The following is a 17769-nucleotide window of genomic DNA, read 5'->3' on the forward strand; positions in this document are numbered from 1 at the left end:
CGCCCATGGACTTCGAGCTGAACGAGCAGCAGCGCGCCTTCCAGCAGGCGGCGCGGGACTTCGCGCGCGACGAGATGGCGCCGCATGCGGCGGCGTGGGACGCGGGCGGGATCTTCCCGCGCGACACGCTGCGGCATGCGGGCGAGCTGGGCTTTTGCGGGCTCTACGCGGACGAGGCGGCGGGCGGTCTCGGCCTGCCGCGGCTGGACGCGACGCTGGTCTTCGAGGAGCTGGCCGCGGCCTGCCCGTCGACAACGGCGTTCCTGAGCATCCACAACATGGCGACGTGGATGGTGACGGCGTTCGCGCGGCCCGAGGTCGCGGCGCAATGGGGGCCGGCGCTGTGCGCGGGGAGCAAGCTCGCGTCCTACTGCCTCACCGAGCCGGGCGCGGGGTCGGATGCGGCATCGCTGCGCACGGCGGCGCGGCGCGACGGCGATGCGTACGTGCTCGATGGCGGCAAGGCCTTCATCTCCGGCGCGGGCGCGACCGACGTGCTGGTCGTGATGGCGCGCACCGGCGGACCGGGTGCGGAGGGCATCTCCGCCTTCCTGGTCGACGCGCGGGCGCCGGGCATCGAGTACGGCCGCAAGGAGGACAAGATGGGCTGGAACAGCCAGCCCACGCGCGCGATCGCCTTCGACGGCGTGCGCGTGCCGGCGGCGCAGTTGCTCGGCGAGGAAGGGCAGGGCTTTCGCATCGCGATGCAGGGGCTGGACGGCGGCCGCATCAATATCGCGACCTGCTCGGTGGGCGCTGCGCAGGGCGCGTTGACCGCGGCGCAGCGCTACATGCACGAGAGGCGACAGTTCGGGCGGGCGTTGGCGGACATGCAGGCGCTGCAGTTCAAGCTCGCCGACATGGCCACCGAGCTGGTCGCCGCGCGGCAGATGGTGCGGCTCGCCGCATCCAAGCTGGATGCGAAGTCGCCCGACGCGCAGGTGTACTGCGCGATGGCCAAGCGGCTGGCAACGGACATCGGCTTCGGCGTGTGCAACGAGGCGCTGCAGATCCATGGCGGCTACGGCTACATCCGCGAGTACCCGCTGGAGCGCTATCTGCGCGATGCGCGCGTGCACCAGATCCTCGAAGGCACGAACGAGATCATGCGGGTCATCGTCGCGCGGCGGATGCTGCAGGACCACGCGCCGGAGGCGATCCGCTGACCACAGCTCGCCGCTCTTACACCCTCGCCCCCGGCAAAGTGCAGCCGCCTCCTTCTTGCACCCTCGCCCGCTTGCGGGAGAGCAACCGTGTCAAGCGCTGCTGCTTACCAACTCCCTCGCCCCCCGCGAGGGGGGAGAGGGCAGGGGAGAGGGGGTGCTTCGAAGGGCAGCAGCGCTGTGGCACGAGCCCCCTCTCCCCTCCCTCTCCCCGCTGGGGCGAGGGGGTTTACTACGACGGTCGGCTCTTACCCCCTCGCCCGCTTGCGGGAGAGGGGTGAGGGCCAGCGGCCTTCGCCAACCACATCTCTTCTTCCATTCATCACCATGCCTCTTTCAACCGAAATCGATATCCAGTACGCCGGCCTGCGCCTGGAGCGGCGCGGCCACACCGCCATCGTCACGCTGACGAATCCGCCGGCTCACACCTGGACCGCGGACAGTCTCGCCGCCTTGACGCGCTTGGTGGCTGGCCTCAACGCCGATCGCGACGTCTACGCGCTCGTCATCACGGGTGAGGGCGAGAAGTTCTTCAGCGCCGGTGCCGATCTGAAGCTCTTCGCCGACGGCGACAAGGGCGTCGCCGCGACGATGGCCCGCCGCTTCGGCGAGGCTTTCGAGGCGCTGGCCGGTTTCCGTGGCGTGAGCATCGCGGCCATCAATGGCTACGCGATGGGCGGCGGCCTCGAATGCGCGCTCGCCTGCGATCTGCGCATCGCCGAGCCGCATGCGGTGATGGCGTTGCCTGAGGCGGCCGTGGGCCTGCTGCCCTGTGCGGGCGGCACCCAGTGGCTGAGCTGGACGGTGGGCGAGGCCTGGGCCAAGCGCCTGGTGCTGCTGGGCGAGCGTGTCGACGCCGACACCGCCTTGCGCATCGGCCTGATCGATGACCTGGCGCCCAAAGGCGGCGCCCTGGCGCTCGCGCTGCAATGGGCCGAGCGTGTGCAGGCCCAGAGCCCCACCAGCGTGGCTGCATGCAAGCGGCTGATCCAGGGCGCGCGCACGGCGCCGCCGCGATCGCAGCTGGCGGCCGAGCGTGAAGCCTTTGTCGCGCTGTTCGATTCGCAGGATCAGCGCGAAGGCGTGCAGGCCTTCCTCGACAAGCGCAAGCCGCAATGGCGCAACGCGTGAGGAGCGGATGATGACTTCTTCGATGAAGAGCGTGGACGACACGCCGGTGCGCTTGCGCACGCTGGTGACGGCGTCGGGACACCGCTTCGGCCACGCGACGCTGAACGCGCCGGACAGCCTCCATGCGCTGACGCTGACGATGGTCGACGCGCTGCAGTTGCAGCTGGACCAATGGGCGGAGGATCCCGCCATCGCCGGCGTGCTGCTCGATGGCAGCGGCGAGAAGGCGTTCTGCGCGGGCGGCGACGTCGTCGGCCTGTACCGCGCGATGCTCGAAGCCGGCGCCGGCCGCGTGCCGAAGGACGCGGCGGGCTTCTTCGAGCGCGAGTACCGCCTCGACCACGCGATCCATCGCTATCCGAAGCCGCTGCTCGTGTGGGGCCACGGCATCGTGATGGGCGGCGGCATCGGTCTGATGGCGGGCGCGTCGCATCGCGTGGTGACGCCGCGCAGCCGGCTCGCCATGCCGGAAATCACGTTGGGGCTGTATCCCGACGTGGGCGGGAGCTGGTTCCTGTCGCGCCTTCCGGGCCGCGTGGGCCTGTTCCTCGCGCTGACCGGCGCGCCGCTGAGCGCGGCCGATGCGCTGTGGGCCGGGCTCGCGGACCGGGCGGCCCGCGCGGAGGATCGCGGCGTGCTGCTCGAAGCGATCGCCCGCACGCGCTGGACCGGCGAGCGCGCCAGCGACGCCGAGGCGCTCGACGACCTGCTGCGCGCGTTGCCCGCTGCCGAACTGGCGCCCTCGGCGCTGGCCGCGCATCGCGCTCGCATCGACGCGTTGATCGGTCCTCACGACGCGCTGGCAACGATCGCGCCGCGCCTGCGCTCGCTCGCGGGCGACGCCGATCCCTGGCTGGCCGCGGCCGGCGCGGCCTTCCTGAAGGGCTCGCCGACCTCGGCCGCGTTGGCGCTGGCGCTGCAGCGGCGCTTGCGGCACGCCTCGCTGGCGGACGTGCTGCGCCTCGAGTACCAGGCGTCGGTGGGCTGCTGCGTGCATCCGGACTTCGCCGAGGGCGTGCGGGCGCTGCTGATCGACAAGGACAGGTCGCCGCGCTGGCAGCCGGCGGCGATCGACGGGACCGGCGAGGCGCGCGTGGATGCGCTGCTCGCGCCGCGCTTCGAGGGCGCACACCCGCTCGCCGATCTGCGCTGATCCTTCAACGACTTCGAGGACCCACACAAATGAGCAACGCGATGAGTAACCCGAGGAACAGCGCAACAAGCAGCGCAACAAGCAGCGCGACGAACAGCGCGACAAACAGCCCGATGAACAGCCCGATGAACGACACGAACCCGGTGGAGGAACGCATCGCCTTCATCGGCCTGGGCCACATGGGCGGACCGATGGCGATGAATCTCGCGAAGGCGGGATACGCGGTCACGGCGTTCGATGTGAGCCAGGCCGCGCTGGAGCGCGCCGGCCAGGCCGGCGTGATGGCGGCGCCGTCGGCCGCCGCGGCGGTGGAGGGCGCGACGGTGGTGATCTCGATGCTGCCGGCGAGCCGGCATGTCGAGGCGCTCTACCTGGGCGAGGGCGGGTTGCTGTCGCATCTGGCCGCGGGCACGCTGGTGATCGACTGCAGCACCATCGCGCCGGCGAGCGCGCAGCGCGTGTCGCTGGCCGCGGAGACGCGCGGCGTCGCGATGCTCGATGCGCCGGTGTCGGGCGGCACGGCGGGCGCGGCGGCCGGCACGCTGACCTTCATCGTCGGCGGCGAGACGCAGGCGCTCGAGCGCGCGCGGCCGGTGCTCGGCGCGATGGGGAAGAACGTCTTCCACATGGGCGTCTCCGGCGCGGGGCAGGTGGCCAAGCTGTGCAACAACATGGCGCTGGGCGTGATCATGGCGGTCACCGGCGAGGCGCTGGCGCTGGGCGTGTCGCACGGACTCGATCCGCAGGCGCTGTCCGCGATGATGGCCGTCAGCACCGGCAGGAGCTGGGCGACCGAGGTCTGCAATCCCTGGCCGGGCGTGAAGCCGGAAGCGCCCGCCTCACGCGGCTACGCGGGCGGCTTCGGGAATGACCTGATGCTGAAGGACCTCGGCCTGGCCGTGGAGGCGGCGCTGCAGGTCGGCGCCGCGGTGCCGCTCGGCGAGCTGGCGCGCAATCTGTACGCGCTCAACAGCCGGGCAGGGCGGGGCAGGCTGGATTTCTCGAGCGTGCAGCAGCTCGTCGCTGGAGACGGCGGGCCGCTGGGCTGAGCCGCACGCCCTCAGCGGGTCCCATACGGCTCCGCGGTGCGCTCGTTCTCATCGATGCGCAGGTGCTTCCCGAGCGCCGGAAACGCCCGTTGCGCGCAGCCCTCGCGCTCGCACAGCTTGCAGCCCGGGCCGATCGGCGTGGCGCTGTCCGGATCGCCCAGGTCCAGCCCCTTCGCATAGACGAGTTGCTCCGCGTGCCGCAGGTCGCAGCCCAGGCCGATCGCGAACTCGCGCGCCGGGGAGCCGTAGCCGCCGGTGGCGCGCACCTCGCAGTGCGCGATCCAGAGATAGCTGCGCCCATCGGGCATCCGCGCCACCTGCGTGAGCACGCGGCCCGGCTGGCCAAAGGCCTCGTAGACGTTCCACAGCGGGCAGGTGCCGCCGCTGCGCGAGAAGTGGAAGTCCGTCGCCGACTGCCGCTTCGAGATGTTCCCCGCCCGGTCCACCCGCACGAAGAAGAAGGGCACGCCGCGCGCCTCGCGGCGCTGCAGCGTGGAGAGCCGGTGGCACACGGTCTCGAAGCTCACGCCGAAGCGCTTGGCCAGCAGCGCGATGTCGTGCCGCAGCGCCTGCGCCGCCGACAGGAACGCGCGGTACGGCAGCACCACCGCGCCAGCGAAGTAGCTCGCCAGCCCGATGCGCGCCAACGCCGCGGCCTCCTTGCTGAAGCTCGCCGAGGCGATCAGGCGGTCCATCTCCGCGCCGCATTCCAGATACGCCAGCTGCGTGGCGAGCTGGAACGCGCGCTGGCCTGGCGACAGCGACGCCGACAGCAGCAGCAGGCGCTGCGCCGGCTCGTAGCGGCGCAGGCGCTCGTCCGCGACGAGCTGCACCTGGATGCGATGGGCGGTGATCAGGTGCGCCTCCAGCCGCTGCGCCAGGTCTTGCTGCGAGAGCGGCGTGATGCCGGCTTCCTCGCCGCCAAGGCCGATCGCCAGCGCCTCTGCCGCGCGGTCCAGCGCGTCCATGTGGTTGTGATGCGCGTAGAAGAAGTCGCGCACCTCCTCGTGCGGCCCCGGTCCCGCCGCGAGCGGCGTGCCGCGCTCGCCGCCATCGAGGTTGCTGACGCGCTGCTCCGCGCCGCGCGCGCGGCCGTGCAGGCGCAGCATCAGCTGCGCCATCGCCGGCATCTGCTGCACCAGCGTGCGCAGCTCCGACTCGGGCACGCCGCCCGGCACCGGTGTCTCGGCGACGATCTCGTGCAGCTGCGCGAAGAGCCGCGCCTCGTCGTCCTCGGAGAAGAACTGCAGGTCGATGCCCAGCGCCGATTGCAGCCGCAGCAGCACCGCGACACTCAACGGGCGCTCGTTGTTCTCGAGCTGGTTCACGTAGCTGGGCGAGAGCTTCAGCGCCTGCGCCAGCGCGGCCTGAGTGAGGCCGCGCTGCTCGCGCAGGGTCTTGAGCTTCACGCCGAGGAAGGTCTTGCGCATAGGCTTCCATAAGGTTCGCAAGATTCGCAAATGTGGCGAATCGACTTCGCATTTCATTGCTAATTCAGCCATTGAGTGCCGCTGGCCGTGCTGCAAAGATTGCGAATGACGCGACTATCCCATGCCCCCATGGACTGGATCAAGGCCCTGGCCGCCACGCCGCTGAACGAGCTCACCCGCAGCGAGCTCGTGCTGCCCCATCAATCGAATCACTACGGCACCTTGTTCGGGCCCGAGGCGCTGGCGCTGCTCGGCCGCACCGCGTACCTTGCCGCCGCGCGCTTCAGTCGGCAGCCGGTGGTGATGGCCGCGGCGCGCGGCGTCGAGTTCCTCGCGCCCATCGGCATCGGCGCGCTGCTGCACCTGCATGCGCGCGTCGCCCGGCTCGGCCGGACCTCGATGACGGTGGACGTGCGCGCGGCGCTCGATGCCGCGCCGGGCCTGCAGCCCCGCGAGGTGCTGCGCGCCAGCTTCGAGATGGTCGCCGTCGATCCGCACGGCCGCCCCGTGCCCATCGAGCCGCGCGAACCGCGCGCGGCGCTGCCCCAGGTGCCGTCCGCCATTGCCCAGGATTCACAGGATTCCAAGGATTCCCAGGAGGAGACCCCATGACCGACACCCTCGCCCCGCCGTTCAAGCCGAAGAAATCGGTGGCCCTGTCCGGCGTCGCCGCCGGCACCACCGCGCTGTGCACCGTCGGCCGCACCGGCAACGACCTGCACTACCGCGGCTACGACATCCTCGACCTGGCCCAGGCCTGCGAGTTCGAGGAAGTGGCCCATCTGCTGGTGCACGGCAAGCTGCCCAACGCCGCCGAACTGCGCGCCTACAAGGCCAAGCTCAAGGCGCTGCGCGGCCTGCCGGCCAGCGTGAAGGAGGCGCTCGAGCGCCTGCCCGCCGGCGCGCATCCGATGGATGTGATGCGCACCGGCGTGTCCGCGCTGGGCTGCGTGCTGCCGGAGAAGGACGGCCACGCGCTGCCTGGCGCGCGCGACATCGCGGACCGGCTGATGGCGTCGCTCGGGTCCATGCTGCTGTACTGGTACCACTGGGCGACGCAGGGCCGCCGCATCACGGTGGAGACCGATGACGACTCCATCGGCGCCCACTTCCTGCACCTGCTGCATGGCCGCAAGCCCGATGCCCGCTGGGAACGCGCGATGCACACCTCGCTGATCCTGTACGCGGAGCATGAGTTCAACGCCTCCACCTTCACCGCGCGCGTGATCGCGGGCACGGGCAGCGACCTGTACTCCGCCGTGGCCGGCGCGATCGGCGCGCTGCGCGGCCCCAAGCATGGCGGCGCCAACGAGGTCGCCTTCGAGGTGCAGAAGCGCTACGACTCGCCTGACGAGGCCGAGGCCGACATCCGCCGCCGCGTCGAGGCCAGGGAGGTCGTGATCGGCTTCGGTCATCCGGTCTACACCGTCAGCGATCCCCGCAACGAGGTCATCAAGCAGGTCGCGCGGCAGCTGTCCGTGGACGCGGGCACGACCAAGATGTTCGACATCGCCGAGCGGCTGGAGCGCGTGATGTGGGACATCAAGCGCATGTTCCCCAACCTCGACTGGTTCAGCGCGGTGAGCTACCACTTGATGGGCGTGCCCACGGCGATGTTCACGCCGCTGTTCGTCATCGCGCGCACCAGCGGCTGGGCCGCCCACGTGATCGAGCAGCGCCAGGACAACAAGATCATCCGCCCCAGCGCCGTCTACACCGGCCCCGAGGACCAGCCCTTCGTGCCGCTTGCCGCCCGCCAGTGATGACGCCCGCCGCCACCCTCTCCACCTCCACCCGCTGCAACACCGCCTGGCGCCGGCCCTTGCCGGGCACGGGGCTCGACTGGTTCGATGCGCGCGCCGCCGTCGAAACGCTGCGGCCCGGCGCCTGGGCGCGCATGCCGTACACGGCCCGCGTGCACGCCGAGAACCTGGTGCGCCGCTGCGATCCGGCGATCCTCGATCAAGGGCTGCTGCAGCTCGCCGACGGCTTGAGCGAGCGCGACTTCCCCTGGTATCCGGCGCGCGTGGTGTGCCACGACATCCTGGGCCAGACGGCGCTGGTCGACCTGGCCGGCCTGCGCGACGCGATCGCGGCGCAGGGCGGGGATCCGTCGCAGGTGAATCCGGTCGTGCCGGTGCAGTTGATCGTCGATCACTCGCTGGCCGTCGAGTGCGGCGGCGATGACCCGCAGGCCTTCGACAAGAACCGCGCCATCGAGGATCGCCGCAACGAGGATCGCTTCCACTTCATCGAGTGGTGCCGCACCGCGTTCCGCCATGTCGACGTGATCCCGCCAGGGAACGGGATCATGCATCAGATCAATCTGGAGCGGATGTCGCCGGTGGTGCAGGTGGAGCGCGAGGGCGCGCGCGGCCTCGCGTACCCCGACACCTGCGTCGGCACCGACAGCCACACGCCGCATGTCGATGCGCTCGGCGTGATCGCGGTGGGCGTCGGCGGACTCGAGGCGGAGAGCGTGATGCTGGGCCGCGCCTCGTGGATGCGGCTGCCGGAGATCGTCGGCGTCGAGTTGACCGGCCGCCGCGCGCCCGGCATCACCGCCACCGACCTGGTGCTGTCGCTGACCGAGTTCCTGCGCCAGCAGAAGGTCGTGGGCGCCTATCTGGAGTTCTTCGGCGAGGGCGTCGCGGGGCTGACGCTCGGCGATCGCGCCACCATTGCCAACATGGCGCCCGAGTACGGCGCCACCGCCGCGCTGTTCTCGATCGATGAGCAGACGCTGGCCTACCTGCGCCTGACCGGCCGCGAGGACGCGCAGGTGCGCCTGGTCGAGATCTACGCGAAGGCGGCGGGATTGTGGTCGGGCGAGGGCGACACGCTGGCTGGCGTGGTCTATCCGCGGGTGCTGCGTTTCGACCTCGGCAGCGTCGAGCGCACGCTGGCCGGGCCGTCGAATCCGCATCGGCGGCTGCCCACCTCCGCGCTGGCGGCGCGCGGCATCGCCGGGCCCTGGACCGAGGCACCGCGCCGCATGCCCGAGGGGGCCGTGATCATCGCGGCCATCACCAGCTGCACCAACACGAGCAACCCGCGCAACGTGATCGCCGCCGGGCTGCTGGCGCGCAATGCGCGCCGCCTCGGGCTCGCGCGCAAGCCCTGGGTGAAGTCCTCGCTGGCGCCGGGCTCGCGCGCCGTGACGCTGTACCTCGAGGAGGCCGGCCTGCTCGGCGATCTTGAAGCGCTGGGCTTTGGCGTCGTCGGCTACGCGTGCACGTCGTGCAACGGCATGTCCGGCGCGCTCGATCCCGAGATCGAGCGTGAGATCGTCGAACGCGAGCTCTATGCGACCGCCGTGCTGTCCGGCAACCGCAACTTCGATGGCCGCATCCATCCGCGGGCGAAGCAGGCTTTCCTCGCGTCGCCGCCGCTGGTGGTCGCGTATGCGCTCGCGGGCACGATCCGTGTCGACATCGAGCGCGACGTGCTGGGCGTTGCCGGCGGCCGCGAGATCCGGCTCGCCGATCTCTGGCCGGACGATGCGGAGATCGACGCGCTGGTGCGCCAGTGCGTGAAGCCCGAGCAGTTCCGCCGCCTCTACGAGCCGATGTTCGCGATCGCGCCCGCCGCGGCGGCGGCCGCCGCGCCGCTCTACGACTGGCGTCCGCGCTCGACCTACATCCGCCGTCCGCCGTACTGGGAAGGCGCGCTGGCCCGCGAGCGCACGCTGCGCGGCCTGCGCGCGCTCGCGCTGCTGCCGGACAACATCACCACCGACCACCTGTCGCCGTCCAACGCGATCCTGGCGAACTCGGCGGCGGGCGAGTACCTCGCCCGCATGGGGCTGCCGGAGGAGGACTTCAATTCCTACGCGACGCACCGCGGCGATCACCTGACCGCCCAGCGCGCGACCTTCGCGAATCCAACGCTGCGCAACGAGATGGTCCGGGGCGCCGATGGCGGCGTCATCGCGGGCTCGCTGGCGCGCCTGGAGCCGGACGGCCGCGTGATGCGCATGTGGGAAGCCATCGAGACCTACATGGCGCGCCGGCAGCCGCTGATCGTGATCGCCGGCGCGGACTACGGGCAGGGCTCGTCACGCGACTGGGCCGCCAAGGGCGTGCGGCTGGCTGGGGTGGAGGTCATCGCGGCCGAGGGCTTCGAGCGCATCCATCGCACCAACCTGATCGGCATGGGCGTGCTGCCGCTGGAGTTCCTGCCCGGCGTGACGCGTCTGACGCTGGGGCTGGACGGTACGGAGGTCTACGACGTGGCCGGCACGCCGGCGCCGCGTGCGACGATGACGCTGGTCGTCCATCGCCGCGACGGCGTCCGCACCGAGGTGCCGGTGCGGTGCCGGCTCGATACCGCCGAGGAGATGGCGATCTACCAGGCGGGCGGCGTGCTGCAGCGCTTCGCCCAGGACTTCCTCGCGGCCGCGGCGCCGCGCGATCTCGAAGTGACGTCATGAGCTTTCTTCCGCAATTGAAGATTCCCGCGACCTACCTGCGGGGCGGCACCAGCAAGGGCGTGTTCTTCCGCCTCGAGGACCTGCCCGAGGCGGCCCGCGAGGCGGGCCCGGTGCGTGACCGGCTGCTGCTGCGCGTGGTCGGCAGCCCCGATCCCTACGGCAAGCAGATCGACGGCATGGGCGGTGCCACGTCCAGCACCAGCAAGGTCGTGATCGTGTCGCGCAGCAAGCGCCAGGGGCATGACGTCGACTATCTCTTCGGCCAGGTCGCGATCGACCGGGCGCTGGTGGACTGGTCCGGCAATTGCGGCAACCTGTCCGCCGCGGTGGGGCCGTTCGCGATTCACTCGGGGCTGATCGACGCGGCCGCGCTGCCGCGCGACGGACGCGCGACGATCCGGATCTGGCAGGCCAACATCGGCAAGACCATCGTGGCCCAGGTGCCGATGCGCGACGGACAGGTGCAGGAGAGCGGCGACTTCGAGCTCGATGGCGTGACCTTCGCGGCGGCGGAGATCGAGCTGGCCTTTCTCGATCCGGGTGATGACGCGGGCGACACGGGCGAGGGCGCAGCGCTGTTCCCGACCGGCCAGGTGGTCGACGATCTGACGCTGCCCGAGGCGCTCGTGCCGGGCGGCCGGCTGCGCGCGACGCTGATCAACGCGGGCATCCCGACGGCCTTCGTCGAGGCCAGGGCGCTGGGCTATGAGGGCACCGAGCTCCAGGACGCGATCAATGGCGATGCGGCGGCGCTTGCGCGGCTGGAGGCGATACGCGCGCATGCGGCACTGCGCATGGGCCTGATCCGGACGCTCGAGGAGGCGAAGACCCGCCAGCACACGCCGAAGCTGGCCTTCGTCGCACCGCCGGCGGCCTATCGCGCCTCGAGCGGCAAGGCCGTCGCGGCCGGCGACATCGACCTGCTGGTGCGGGCGCTCTCGATGGGCAAGCTGCACCACGCGATGATGGGCACCGCGGCCGTGGCGATCGGCACCGCGGCGGCCATTCCCGGCACGCTGGTCTGCGAAGCCGCTGGCGGCGCGCCGCGCGCGGCGCTGCGTTTCGGTCATCCGTCCGGCACGCTGCGCGTGGGCGCGGAGGCCGTGCTCGACGGCGGCCAATGGCGCGTCACGCGCGCGGTGATGAGCCGCAGCGCCCGCATCCTGATGGAGGGCGCCGTGCGCGTGCCCGCCGAGTCCCTGATCGACACGAAAGAACTCCCATGACATCGACCCGCAAGACGCTGCGCGCGCTGGTGGAGGCGCGCCGCGGCGTGCTGGTGCCCGGCGCCTTCAATGCCTTGTCGGCGAAGGTGGTCGAGGATCTCGGCTTCGAGGCCCTCTACGTCACTGGCGCCGGCGTGACCAACATGTGGTTCGGCCTGCCGGACCAGGGCTTCATGGGCCTGGCGGAGATCGCCGACCACACGGCCCGCATCCGCGACGCGGTCGAGCTGCCGCTGATCGTCGATGCCGACACGGGTTTCGGCAATGCGCTCAACGTGAGGCATGCGGTGCGGACGCTGGAGCGGGCGGGGGCCGATTGCATTCAGCTGGAGGACCAGGTCGCGCCCAAGCGCTGCGGGCACTTCAACGGGAAGGAAGTGATCTCGACGGAGGAGGCGGTGAGCAAGATCAAGGCGGCGGTCGACGCGCGCCGGGATCCGGATCTGCTGATCATGGCCCGCACCGATGCTTGCGCGACGCAGGGCTTCGAGGCGGCCGTCGAGCGCGCGCAGCGCTTCGCCGAGGCGGGAGCGGATCTGTTGTTCGTCGAAGCGGTGACGACGCCGGAGCAGATCCGTGACTTGCCGCGGCGCCTGTCCACGCCGCAGCTGATGAACATGGTGATCGGCGGGAAGACGCCGATCACCGATTCGACCGAGCTGCAGGAGCTGGGCTATGGCGTCGTGCTGTATGCCAACGCGGCGCTGCAGGGCGCGGTGGCGGGCATGCAGAAGGCGCTTGGCCTGCTGAAGACGCAGCGCCGGATCGATGAAGACCCGTCGCTGGTCGCGCCCTTCGCGGAACGCCAGCGCCTGGTTGGCAAGGCAGGGTGGGATGCGCTGGAGAAGAAGTACACCTGAGCTGGGCGAAAGGCGAGCCGCCAATAGCTCTGATCAGTATCGACAGGGGGACTGACCCACCTCGATCAGTTCCCCCATCAAGACCGCATTTCGGAGGAAGGACAAGCGCGTCATTCATGCGGAGACTGCAGCCCTTCAGGTCGAGAACCTGACCAGGAAGGAGCAGTTGATGGCAATGAAAGCGAGTGACGAGCAGGCGGGTCTCGAGGATCTTTCGAGGGCGCTGCGATTTCCCAGCACGATCTTCGGCGCGATGGCGGACGAGGATGTCGAGGCGCGATGCGAGGACGCGGACTGGCAGGAGGTGCCGAACGAGCTCAGGCGCGTGCTTGCTCATCACCGTGGCTCGGTGGACTACATGCTGCTGATCCTGAAGCGAGCAGCACGCTTCGCGCGGCGGCATTCGCTGCGGCTGGCTGGGCCGCCGTGGCTCGACATCACGTGCGTGGACGACGTCGCCGCCGGCGCGATGTATGTCGTCCCCCTCGACATGAGTCCCAAGAAGTCGCTGGTCTGGGATGAGCGATTTCTCTCGCGACTCGCCGACCAGGACCTGTTGAAGGGGTTCTTCATGGTCAGCTTTTGCGGCCGCCAGGCCGATTGAGAAGCTCGTGTGGCTCGTGCTTGGGAGGTGCCGCGATGAGCGTCAGCGCTGAAGATTTTCTGAAGGTTTCTCGTGTCTTGAGGCATAGCGATAGTGAGCCCTGGTGGCGGGTCGCGGCCAGCCGCGCCTATTACGCGTCCTATCACTGCTCGCGAATCTGGGAGCGGCAGCTTCCGAAAAGCGGCGATGACCAAGGCAGGCGAGGCGTGCATGAGAGCCTGATCGCTCGACTACTGAATCCGGACGGGGCGTGTCGAGCGGAGCTGGCCAGTCGCTCGCGCCGCATTGGCGAGCACCTGGCGCAGCAGCGGACGCTGCGCGTCAAGGCCGACTACAAGATCGACCACGACGTTTCTGCACGGATGCTGGTACGCCAACTTGAGCTGGCCGAGCTCGTCTTCTCAGACTGTGCTGGCAAAGGAGTCGGAGTCGGGCCTTCGTCTCGTCGGCGCCGACCGGGCGGAATAGCCAAGCGATGAGGGCTCCAGGGCGACGCTGTAAGAAGCAGCGAGCGCTGCCCGGAAAGAACTCCCTCGCCCCGCTTGCGGGGAGAGGGCAGGGGAGAGGGGCCGTGCAAGTACAGCGGTAGAGCCAGGCCCGCAGGCCTCAGAACCCCTTCATGTCATAGCGCACGCCGACCCACGCCTGCCGGCCCAGCCCCTGATAGCCGAACACCGGCTCGACGTCGCGATCCACCGCGTTGAGCACCTTGGCCTCCAGGCGCCATTGCGGCAGGAAGCGCCAGCTCGCGCGCAGGTCCAGCAGCGCATAGCCGCCCAGCGTCGCGCCGACATCGGGCCGCTTGCCGATGTCGGTCAGCGTCGCGCCCGCGCTCCACACGCCCGTGTCGTAATCGACGGAGACGCTCTCCTGATGCGCCGCGCGCCGCACCAGCCGGCTGCCGGTGACGTCGTCCTTGGCATCGAGGAAATCGACGTTGGCCGCGACGTTCCAGTTGCCCATCCGGTGCGCGCCGGTCAGCGTCGCGCCCTTGAGCGTCGCCCGGCCGACGTTGGCCGCGCAGCCGAACGCGAAGTCGTCGGTCGGCGGGCACAGCGCCGGATCCGGGTTGTAGATGATCAGGTCCTTGACCTTGTTGCGATAGATCGTCGCCGACGCACTGCTCGCGCCCGATCGCCAGTTCAGCCCCAGCTCCATGCTGCGGCCCTTCTCCGGCCGGATGTCGTGGTGGCCGTAGAACGGGAAGTCGGTGTCGTTGAAGGTCGGCGCGCGGAAGGTCTTGCCCGCCAGCGCGCGCAGCTTCAGCGTCGGGCTCAGCGCGTAGCTGCCGCCGATGCTGCCGGTGGTGTTGTCCCCATAGGACGAGTTGTCGTCGCGGCGCAGGTTGGCCTCCAGCGCCGCCGGCCCGAACTGGCCGCTGTAGCCGGCGATGTAGGCGTTGTTGGTGCGCTTGAGCGTGTCCGTCAGCACGCCGTCGGCCTTCTCCTCCAGCCGCTCATAGGCCAGCACCAGTTGCTGGTCCGGCGCGAGGCGCAACGCGTTCTGCCAGGTCGCCTGGTCGCGCGTGGTCTTGAAACGCGGCGCGTCGGCCAGACCGCTGATGGAGTCGTCGGTGGAGCGCGCGTACTGCAGCGTCGTGGTCCAGATCGGCGACAGCGTCCCGCGGTAGTCGATCGCGGCCTCGCGCGTCTTCAGACGGTTGCGGTAGTCTCCCGACGGATCGGCCGGCGGACCGAATTCATAGCTGTCGTACTGCGCGTTCAGGCGGCTCTGCGTCGCGCTGATGCCGATGCGATGGCCTTCAGCCGGCGTGAACCCCAGCCGCGCCGAGGCCACCGTGCGGGCGAAGCCGTCGCGATCGGGGTTGTAGGACGGGCTGCCGCGATCACCGCGGATGGCGGTCATCCCGTCGCTGGTCTCGCGGCTCAGGCTGGCCGCGTAGTCGAAGCCGGCCTGCGCGCCGCTGACGGCGATGTCGCCCAGGCGCGAGCTGTAGTCGCCGACGGCCACGCCGGCATTCAGATTCAGCGGGCCCTGGCCCTTCTTCGTGACGATCTGGATCACGCCACCCACCGCGTCGGCGCCGTACAGGCCGGACGCCGGGCCGCGCAGGACCTCGATGCGCTCGATGTTGGACAGGCTCATCGATTCGAGCGAGGCCTGTCCCAGCGTCGCGGATCCCACGCGCACGCCGTCGATCATGACGACGGTGGCGCTGGTGTTGGCGCCGCGCAGGAAGTAGCCGGTGTTCTGGCCGGGGCCGCCGGTGGACGTCAGCTGCACGCCGGCGTAGCGGCGCAGCACGTCGCCGACGCTGCCGGCACCGCTGTTGCGCAGCGTGTCGGCATCGATCAGGACGACGTCGGCGACGCTCTTGCTCAGCGGCTGCGCTTCGCGGGTGCCGACGACGATGACGGGATCGAGCGAGGACTGCGCCGCGGCGATCGACGGAACGAGGGAGAGGGCGGGCGCGGCCATCAGCGCGGCACGGGCGACGGCGCGCAGCGCGGCGCGGGGACGGGAGACTTGCATGTCGGATTCACAAAGCGGCGGCATGTGGCCGCTTCCCCGCGGCCGCATGCGGAATGGACGCGTCGCCACGCGATGCGTCCGCCTGTTGGCCGGTATCCGGGCTGTCGGAAGAATGAGCCCGTGTTGCCTTCCCGGACCGGACGTCCAGTGGTCTCAGACACGAGCCGCGCGCCGCGAGGGCCGATGACATCGGGGGGGCGACGATCTCGGCGGGGCGCGCCTTCCGCTTACCGTTGCGGGGGCAGCTCAGGTTGGGTCCGCATCGCGTGGCGCGCGGTCCCTCCTGATTCCCGTTGAACTGCGCCGGCGGAGGACCGGGCGCGAGCACCAACGGGCGGCATCATAGCGGCGCGTGCGTTGCGCGGATGCCGCATGGAGGGGCTTGCGCCGCGCGTCAGAGCAGGCTCACGCCGCTGAGGTTCACCAGCGAGGTCTCGCGCATGATCCGCACGAAATCGGCGAGGAAGGGCTTGCCCGCGAGGCGGGCCGGCGTGACCGCGTAGAGCCGGCCGGTCAGGCCCGCCTGGCCGATGCGCTGGCGCGCCACGTAGCCGCGCGACAGATAGCTCTCCACCGCCCACAGCGGCAGCGCCGCGAAGCCGCGGCCGCTCGCCACCAGTTGCAGCATGGCCACCGTCAGCTCGCTGGTGCGCCGCGGCGGCGTGATGCCGGCTGGCTTGAGCACGCTGCGCACCAGGTCCAGCATCTCGTCAGGCACCGGGTAATGGATGTAGGCCTGGCCGGCGAAATCCTCGGCCTCGAGCCAGGGCTTGGCCAGCAGCGCGTGCCCCTTGGGCAGCAGCGCGACGATCTCGAAGCTGAACAGCGGATGCACCGCGACGCTGGCTTCGTCCGCGTCCACGTCGGACACGATCGCGAGCTCCGCCCGATCCTGATGCAGCAGCCCGACCGGATCGGCCTGGAAGCCGGACACGATGTCCAGCTCGACCTCGGGCCAGCGCTCGCGGAAGGCGTCCATCGCGGGCATCAGCCAGTCGAAGCAGGTGTGGCATTCGACGGCGATGCGCAACTGCCCGGCCGAGCCCTCGACCAGCCGGCGCATGTCGCGGTCGGCTTCGTCGATCTGCGGCAGCACCTGCTCGGCGAGCTTGAGCAGCCGCTGACCCGCGGCACCGAAGCTCAGCGGATTGGATTTGCGCTCGAAGAGTTCGATGCCGTAATGCTCCTCCAGGCCCTTGAGCTGGTGAGAGAGCGCGGACTGCGTCAGGTTCAGCAACTGCGCGGCGCGCGAGACGTTGCCGGCCTCGCGCAGCGCGATGAGCGTGCGCAGGTGGCGGAGTTCCAACGGTGTGTACATGAGCCGTTCCGATGATCAATCCGAAAAAGATTCGTTTGAATCATAGAGGCGCTCTGCTCATGATGTCGAATCAAGTTCATGTTGAAGAAGAAAATCATGATTCGGACTCATGCGATTGGCGGGGCTTCCCTGGTGGAGCAACGCGCTGCCGGGCTGGACTACGTGACGGTGGGCGCGGTTTCGCCGGAACGGCGGGTGGAGGATCTGGCGCGGATGCTGGGCTGGGAGCCGGGCATCGCGCTGGGCGCGGGCGCGGCGTTCGCGCTGAACGCGGACGCGCTGTTGGCCGCGGTCGATGCGGCGATCGCGCTGCCCTCCAGTCCGAAGGCCGTGCTGCTGGGGCCGGTGAGTTTCCTGCGGCTGGTGCCGGTTGAGCCGGGCGTCGATCGTCTGGCACTGCTGGATCGGCTGCTGCCGGTCTACGAAGGGCTGCTGGTCCGGCTGGCCGCGCGCGGCGTGACCTGGATCCAGCTCGACGAGCCCATCCTCGGCGAGCCGCTGCCGCACGACTGGCAGGCGGCGCTGCGCAAGACCTACGCGCGGCTGGCGCAGGTCGATCCGCAACTGCTGCTGGCGGCGGATGCGTCGCCATTGGGGCCGAACCTGCCGCTGGCCTGCGAGCTTCCGGCCGGCGGCCTTCACGTGGACGCGCTGCGGGCGCCGGAGGAATTGCGAGAGATCGCTCGCCGCCTGCCGCGGGATCGGGAGCTCTCGGCGGGCGTGGTCGACGCGGCGGTGATCCGGCCCGGTGATCTGCCTGCGGCGCTGGCGGCCGTCGGTGACGTGCGGGAGATGCGCGGCGGCCGGCTGTGGCTCGCCGCGCAGGGCCGGCGCGCCTGACCGGGATCCGTAGGTCGAGCTGCACGGGATGGCCTCGAAGTGGGAGTGAACTGCTGCAAAGCAAGGGGAG

16 protein-coding genes and 1 riboswitch are annotated in these 17769 nt (G+C 70.4%); of the genes, 12 read left to right on the plus strand and 4 right to left on the minus strand.

Going from position 1 to position 17769, the window contains the following annotated elements; all coding sequences use genetic code 11:
- Positions 1-5 precede the first annotated feature (5 nt).
- The 3 genes from ABDW61_RS17190 to ABDW61_RS17200 all read left to right on the plus strand — a co-directional run bounded on the left by ABDW61_RS17190 (position 6) and on the right by ABDW61_RS17200 (position 3447).
- The gene (locus ABDW61_RS17190; RefSeq protein ID WP_091733350.1) at positions 6-1166 is read left to right on the plus strand and encodes an acyl-CoA dehydrogenase family protein; all 1161 of its coding nucleotides are present in this window, start codon (positions 6-8) and stop codon (positions 1164-1166) included.
- A 324-nt stretch (positions 1167-1490) separates the two neighbouring features.
- The gene (locus ABDW61_RS17195) at positions 1491-2294 is read left to right on the plus strand and encodes an enoyl-CoA hydratase (RefSeq protein ID WP_343640362.1); all 804 of its coding nucleotides are present in this window, start codon (positions 1491-1493) and stop codon (positions 2292-2294) included.
- 10 nt (positions 2295-2304) lie between these two features.
- Complete coding sequence (locus tag ABDW61_RS17200; RefSeq protein WP_343640364.1) at positions 2305-3447, plus strand: enoyl-CoA hydratase/isomerase family protein; 1143 nt, start codon at positions 2305-2307, stop codon at positions 3445-3447.
- Between the two features lie 4 nt (positions 3448-3451).
- Here ABDW61_RS17200 and ABDW61_RS17205 read toward each other — a convergent pair whose 3' ends face one another.
- Positions 3452-3604, minus strand: coding sequence for a hypothetical protein (locus tag ABDW61_RS17205; RefSeq protein WP_343640365.1), 153 nt, complete (start codon positions 3602-3604; stop codon positions 3452-3454).
- On the opposite strand from ABDW61_RS17205, the gene mmsB reads away from it, so the two are divergent.
- Positions 3573-4496, plus strand: coding sequence for a 3-hydroxyisobutyrate dehydrogenase (mmsB, locus tag ABDW61_RS17210; RefSeq protein WP_343640366.1), 924 nt, complete (start codon positions 3573-3575; stop codon positions 4494-4496). The genes ABDW61_RS17205 and mmsB overlap by 32 nt on opposite strands.
- Before the next feature lie 11 nt (positions 4497-4507).
- Here mmsB and ABDW61_RS17215 read toward each other — a convergent pair whose 3' ends face one another.
- Positions 4508-5926: a short-chain fatty acyl-CoA regulator family protein gene (locus ABDW61_RS17215; protein ID WP_343640368.1), complete on the minus strand. Its 1419-nt coding sequence runs from the start codon at positions 5924-5926 to the stop codon at positions 4508-4510.
- Between the two features lie 105 nt (positions 5927-6031).
- On the opposite strand from ABDW61_RS17215, the gene ABDW61_RS17220 reads away from it, so the two are divergent.
- The 7 genes from ABDW61_RS17220 (at position 6032) to ABDW61_RS17250 (ending at position 13527) form a co-directional block, all read left to right on the plus strand.
- The gene (locus ABDW61_RS17220; protein WP_343640370.1) at positions 6032-6538 is read left to right on the plus strand and encodes an acyl-CoA thioesterase; all 507 of its coding nucleotides are present in this window, start codon (positions 6032-6034) and stop codon (positions 6536-6538) included.
- Positions 6535-7689, plus strand: coding sequence for a 2-methylcitrate synthase (prpC, locus tag ABDW61_RS17225; protein ID WP_343640371.1), 1155 nt, complete (start codon positions 6535-6537; stop codon positions 7687-7689). The genes ABDW61_RS17220 and prpC overlap by 4 nt, the downstream gene beginning before the upstream one ends.
- Positions 7689-10358: a Fe/S-dependent 2-methylisocitrate dehydratase AcnD gene (gene acnD / locus ABDW61_RS17230; protein WP_343640372.1), complete on the plus strand. Its 2670-nt coding sequence runs from the start codon at positions 7689-7691 to the stop codon at positions 10356-10358. The genes prpC and acnD overlap by 1 nt, the downstream gene beginning before the upstream one ends.
- The gene (gene prpF, locus ABDW61_RS17235) at positions 10355-11584 is read left to right on the plus strand and encodes a 2-methylaconitate cis-trans isomerase PrpF (RefSeq protein WP_343640374.1); all 1230 of its coding nucleotides are present in this window, start codon (positions 10355-10357) and stop codon (positions 11582-11584) included. Before acnD ends, prpF begins: the two co-directional genes overlap by 4 nt.
- On the plus strand, positions 11581-12444 hold the full coding sequence (locus ABDW61_RS17240; protein ID WP_343640376.1) for an isocitrate lyase/PEP mutase family protein: 864 nt from the start codon (positions 11581-11583) through the stop codon (positions 12442-12444). Before prpF ends, ABDW61_RS17240 begins: the two co-directional genes overlap by 4 nt.
- Positions 12445-12613: 169 nt before the next feature.
- Complete coding sequence (locus ABDW61_RS17245) at positions 12614-13048, plus strand: hypothetical protein (protein ID WP_343640378.1); 435 nt, start codon at positions 12614-12616, stop codon at positions 13046-13048.
- Between the two features lie 35 nt (positions 13049-13083).
- Complete coding sequence (locus tag ABDW61_RS17250; RefSeq protein WP_343640380.1) at positions 13084-13527, plus strand: hypothetical protein; 444 nt, start codon at positions 13084-13086, stop codon at positions 13525-13527.
- Positions 13528-13654: 127 nt separating this feature from the next.
- Here the strand turns inward: ABDW61_RS17250 and ABDW61_RS17255 are convergent, their stop codons facing one another.
- Together ABDW61_RS17255 and ABDW61_RS17260 are read right to left on the minus strand one after the other, a co-directional pair.
- A complete protein-coding gene (locus ABDW61_RS17255; RefSeq protein WP_343640382.1) occupies positions 13655-15541 on the minus strand; it encodes a TonB-dependent receptor in 1887 nt (628 codons plus the stop codon).
- 69 nt (positions 15542-15610) lie between these two features.
- Positions 15611-15888, minus strand: a riboswitch (cobalamin riboswitch).
- A 47-nt stretch (positions 15889-15935) separates the two neighbouring features.
- Entirely contained in the window at positions 15936-16859 is a 924-nt protein-coding gene (locus tag ABDW61_RS17260) for a LysR substrate-binding domain-containing protein (RefSeq protein WP_343640383.1), read from the minus strand.
- Between the two features lie 96 nt (positions 16860-16955).
- Here ABDW61_RS17260 and ABDW61_RS17265 point away from each other — a divergent pair, with 96 nt between their 5' ends.
- The gene (locus ABDW61_RS17265) at positions 16956-17699 is read left to right on the plus strand and encodes a hypothetical protein (RefSeq protein WP_343640384.1); all 744 of its coding nucleotides are present in this window, start codon (positions 16956-16958) and stop codon (positions 17697-17699) included.
- Positions 17700-17769 lie beyond the last annotated feature (70 nt).

This window comes from Roseateles sp. (assembly GCF_039595595.1).
GTDB lineage: Bacteria > Pseudomonadota > Gammaproteobacteria > Burkholderiales > Burkholderiaceae_C > Roseateles.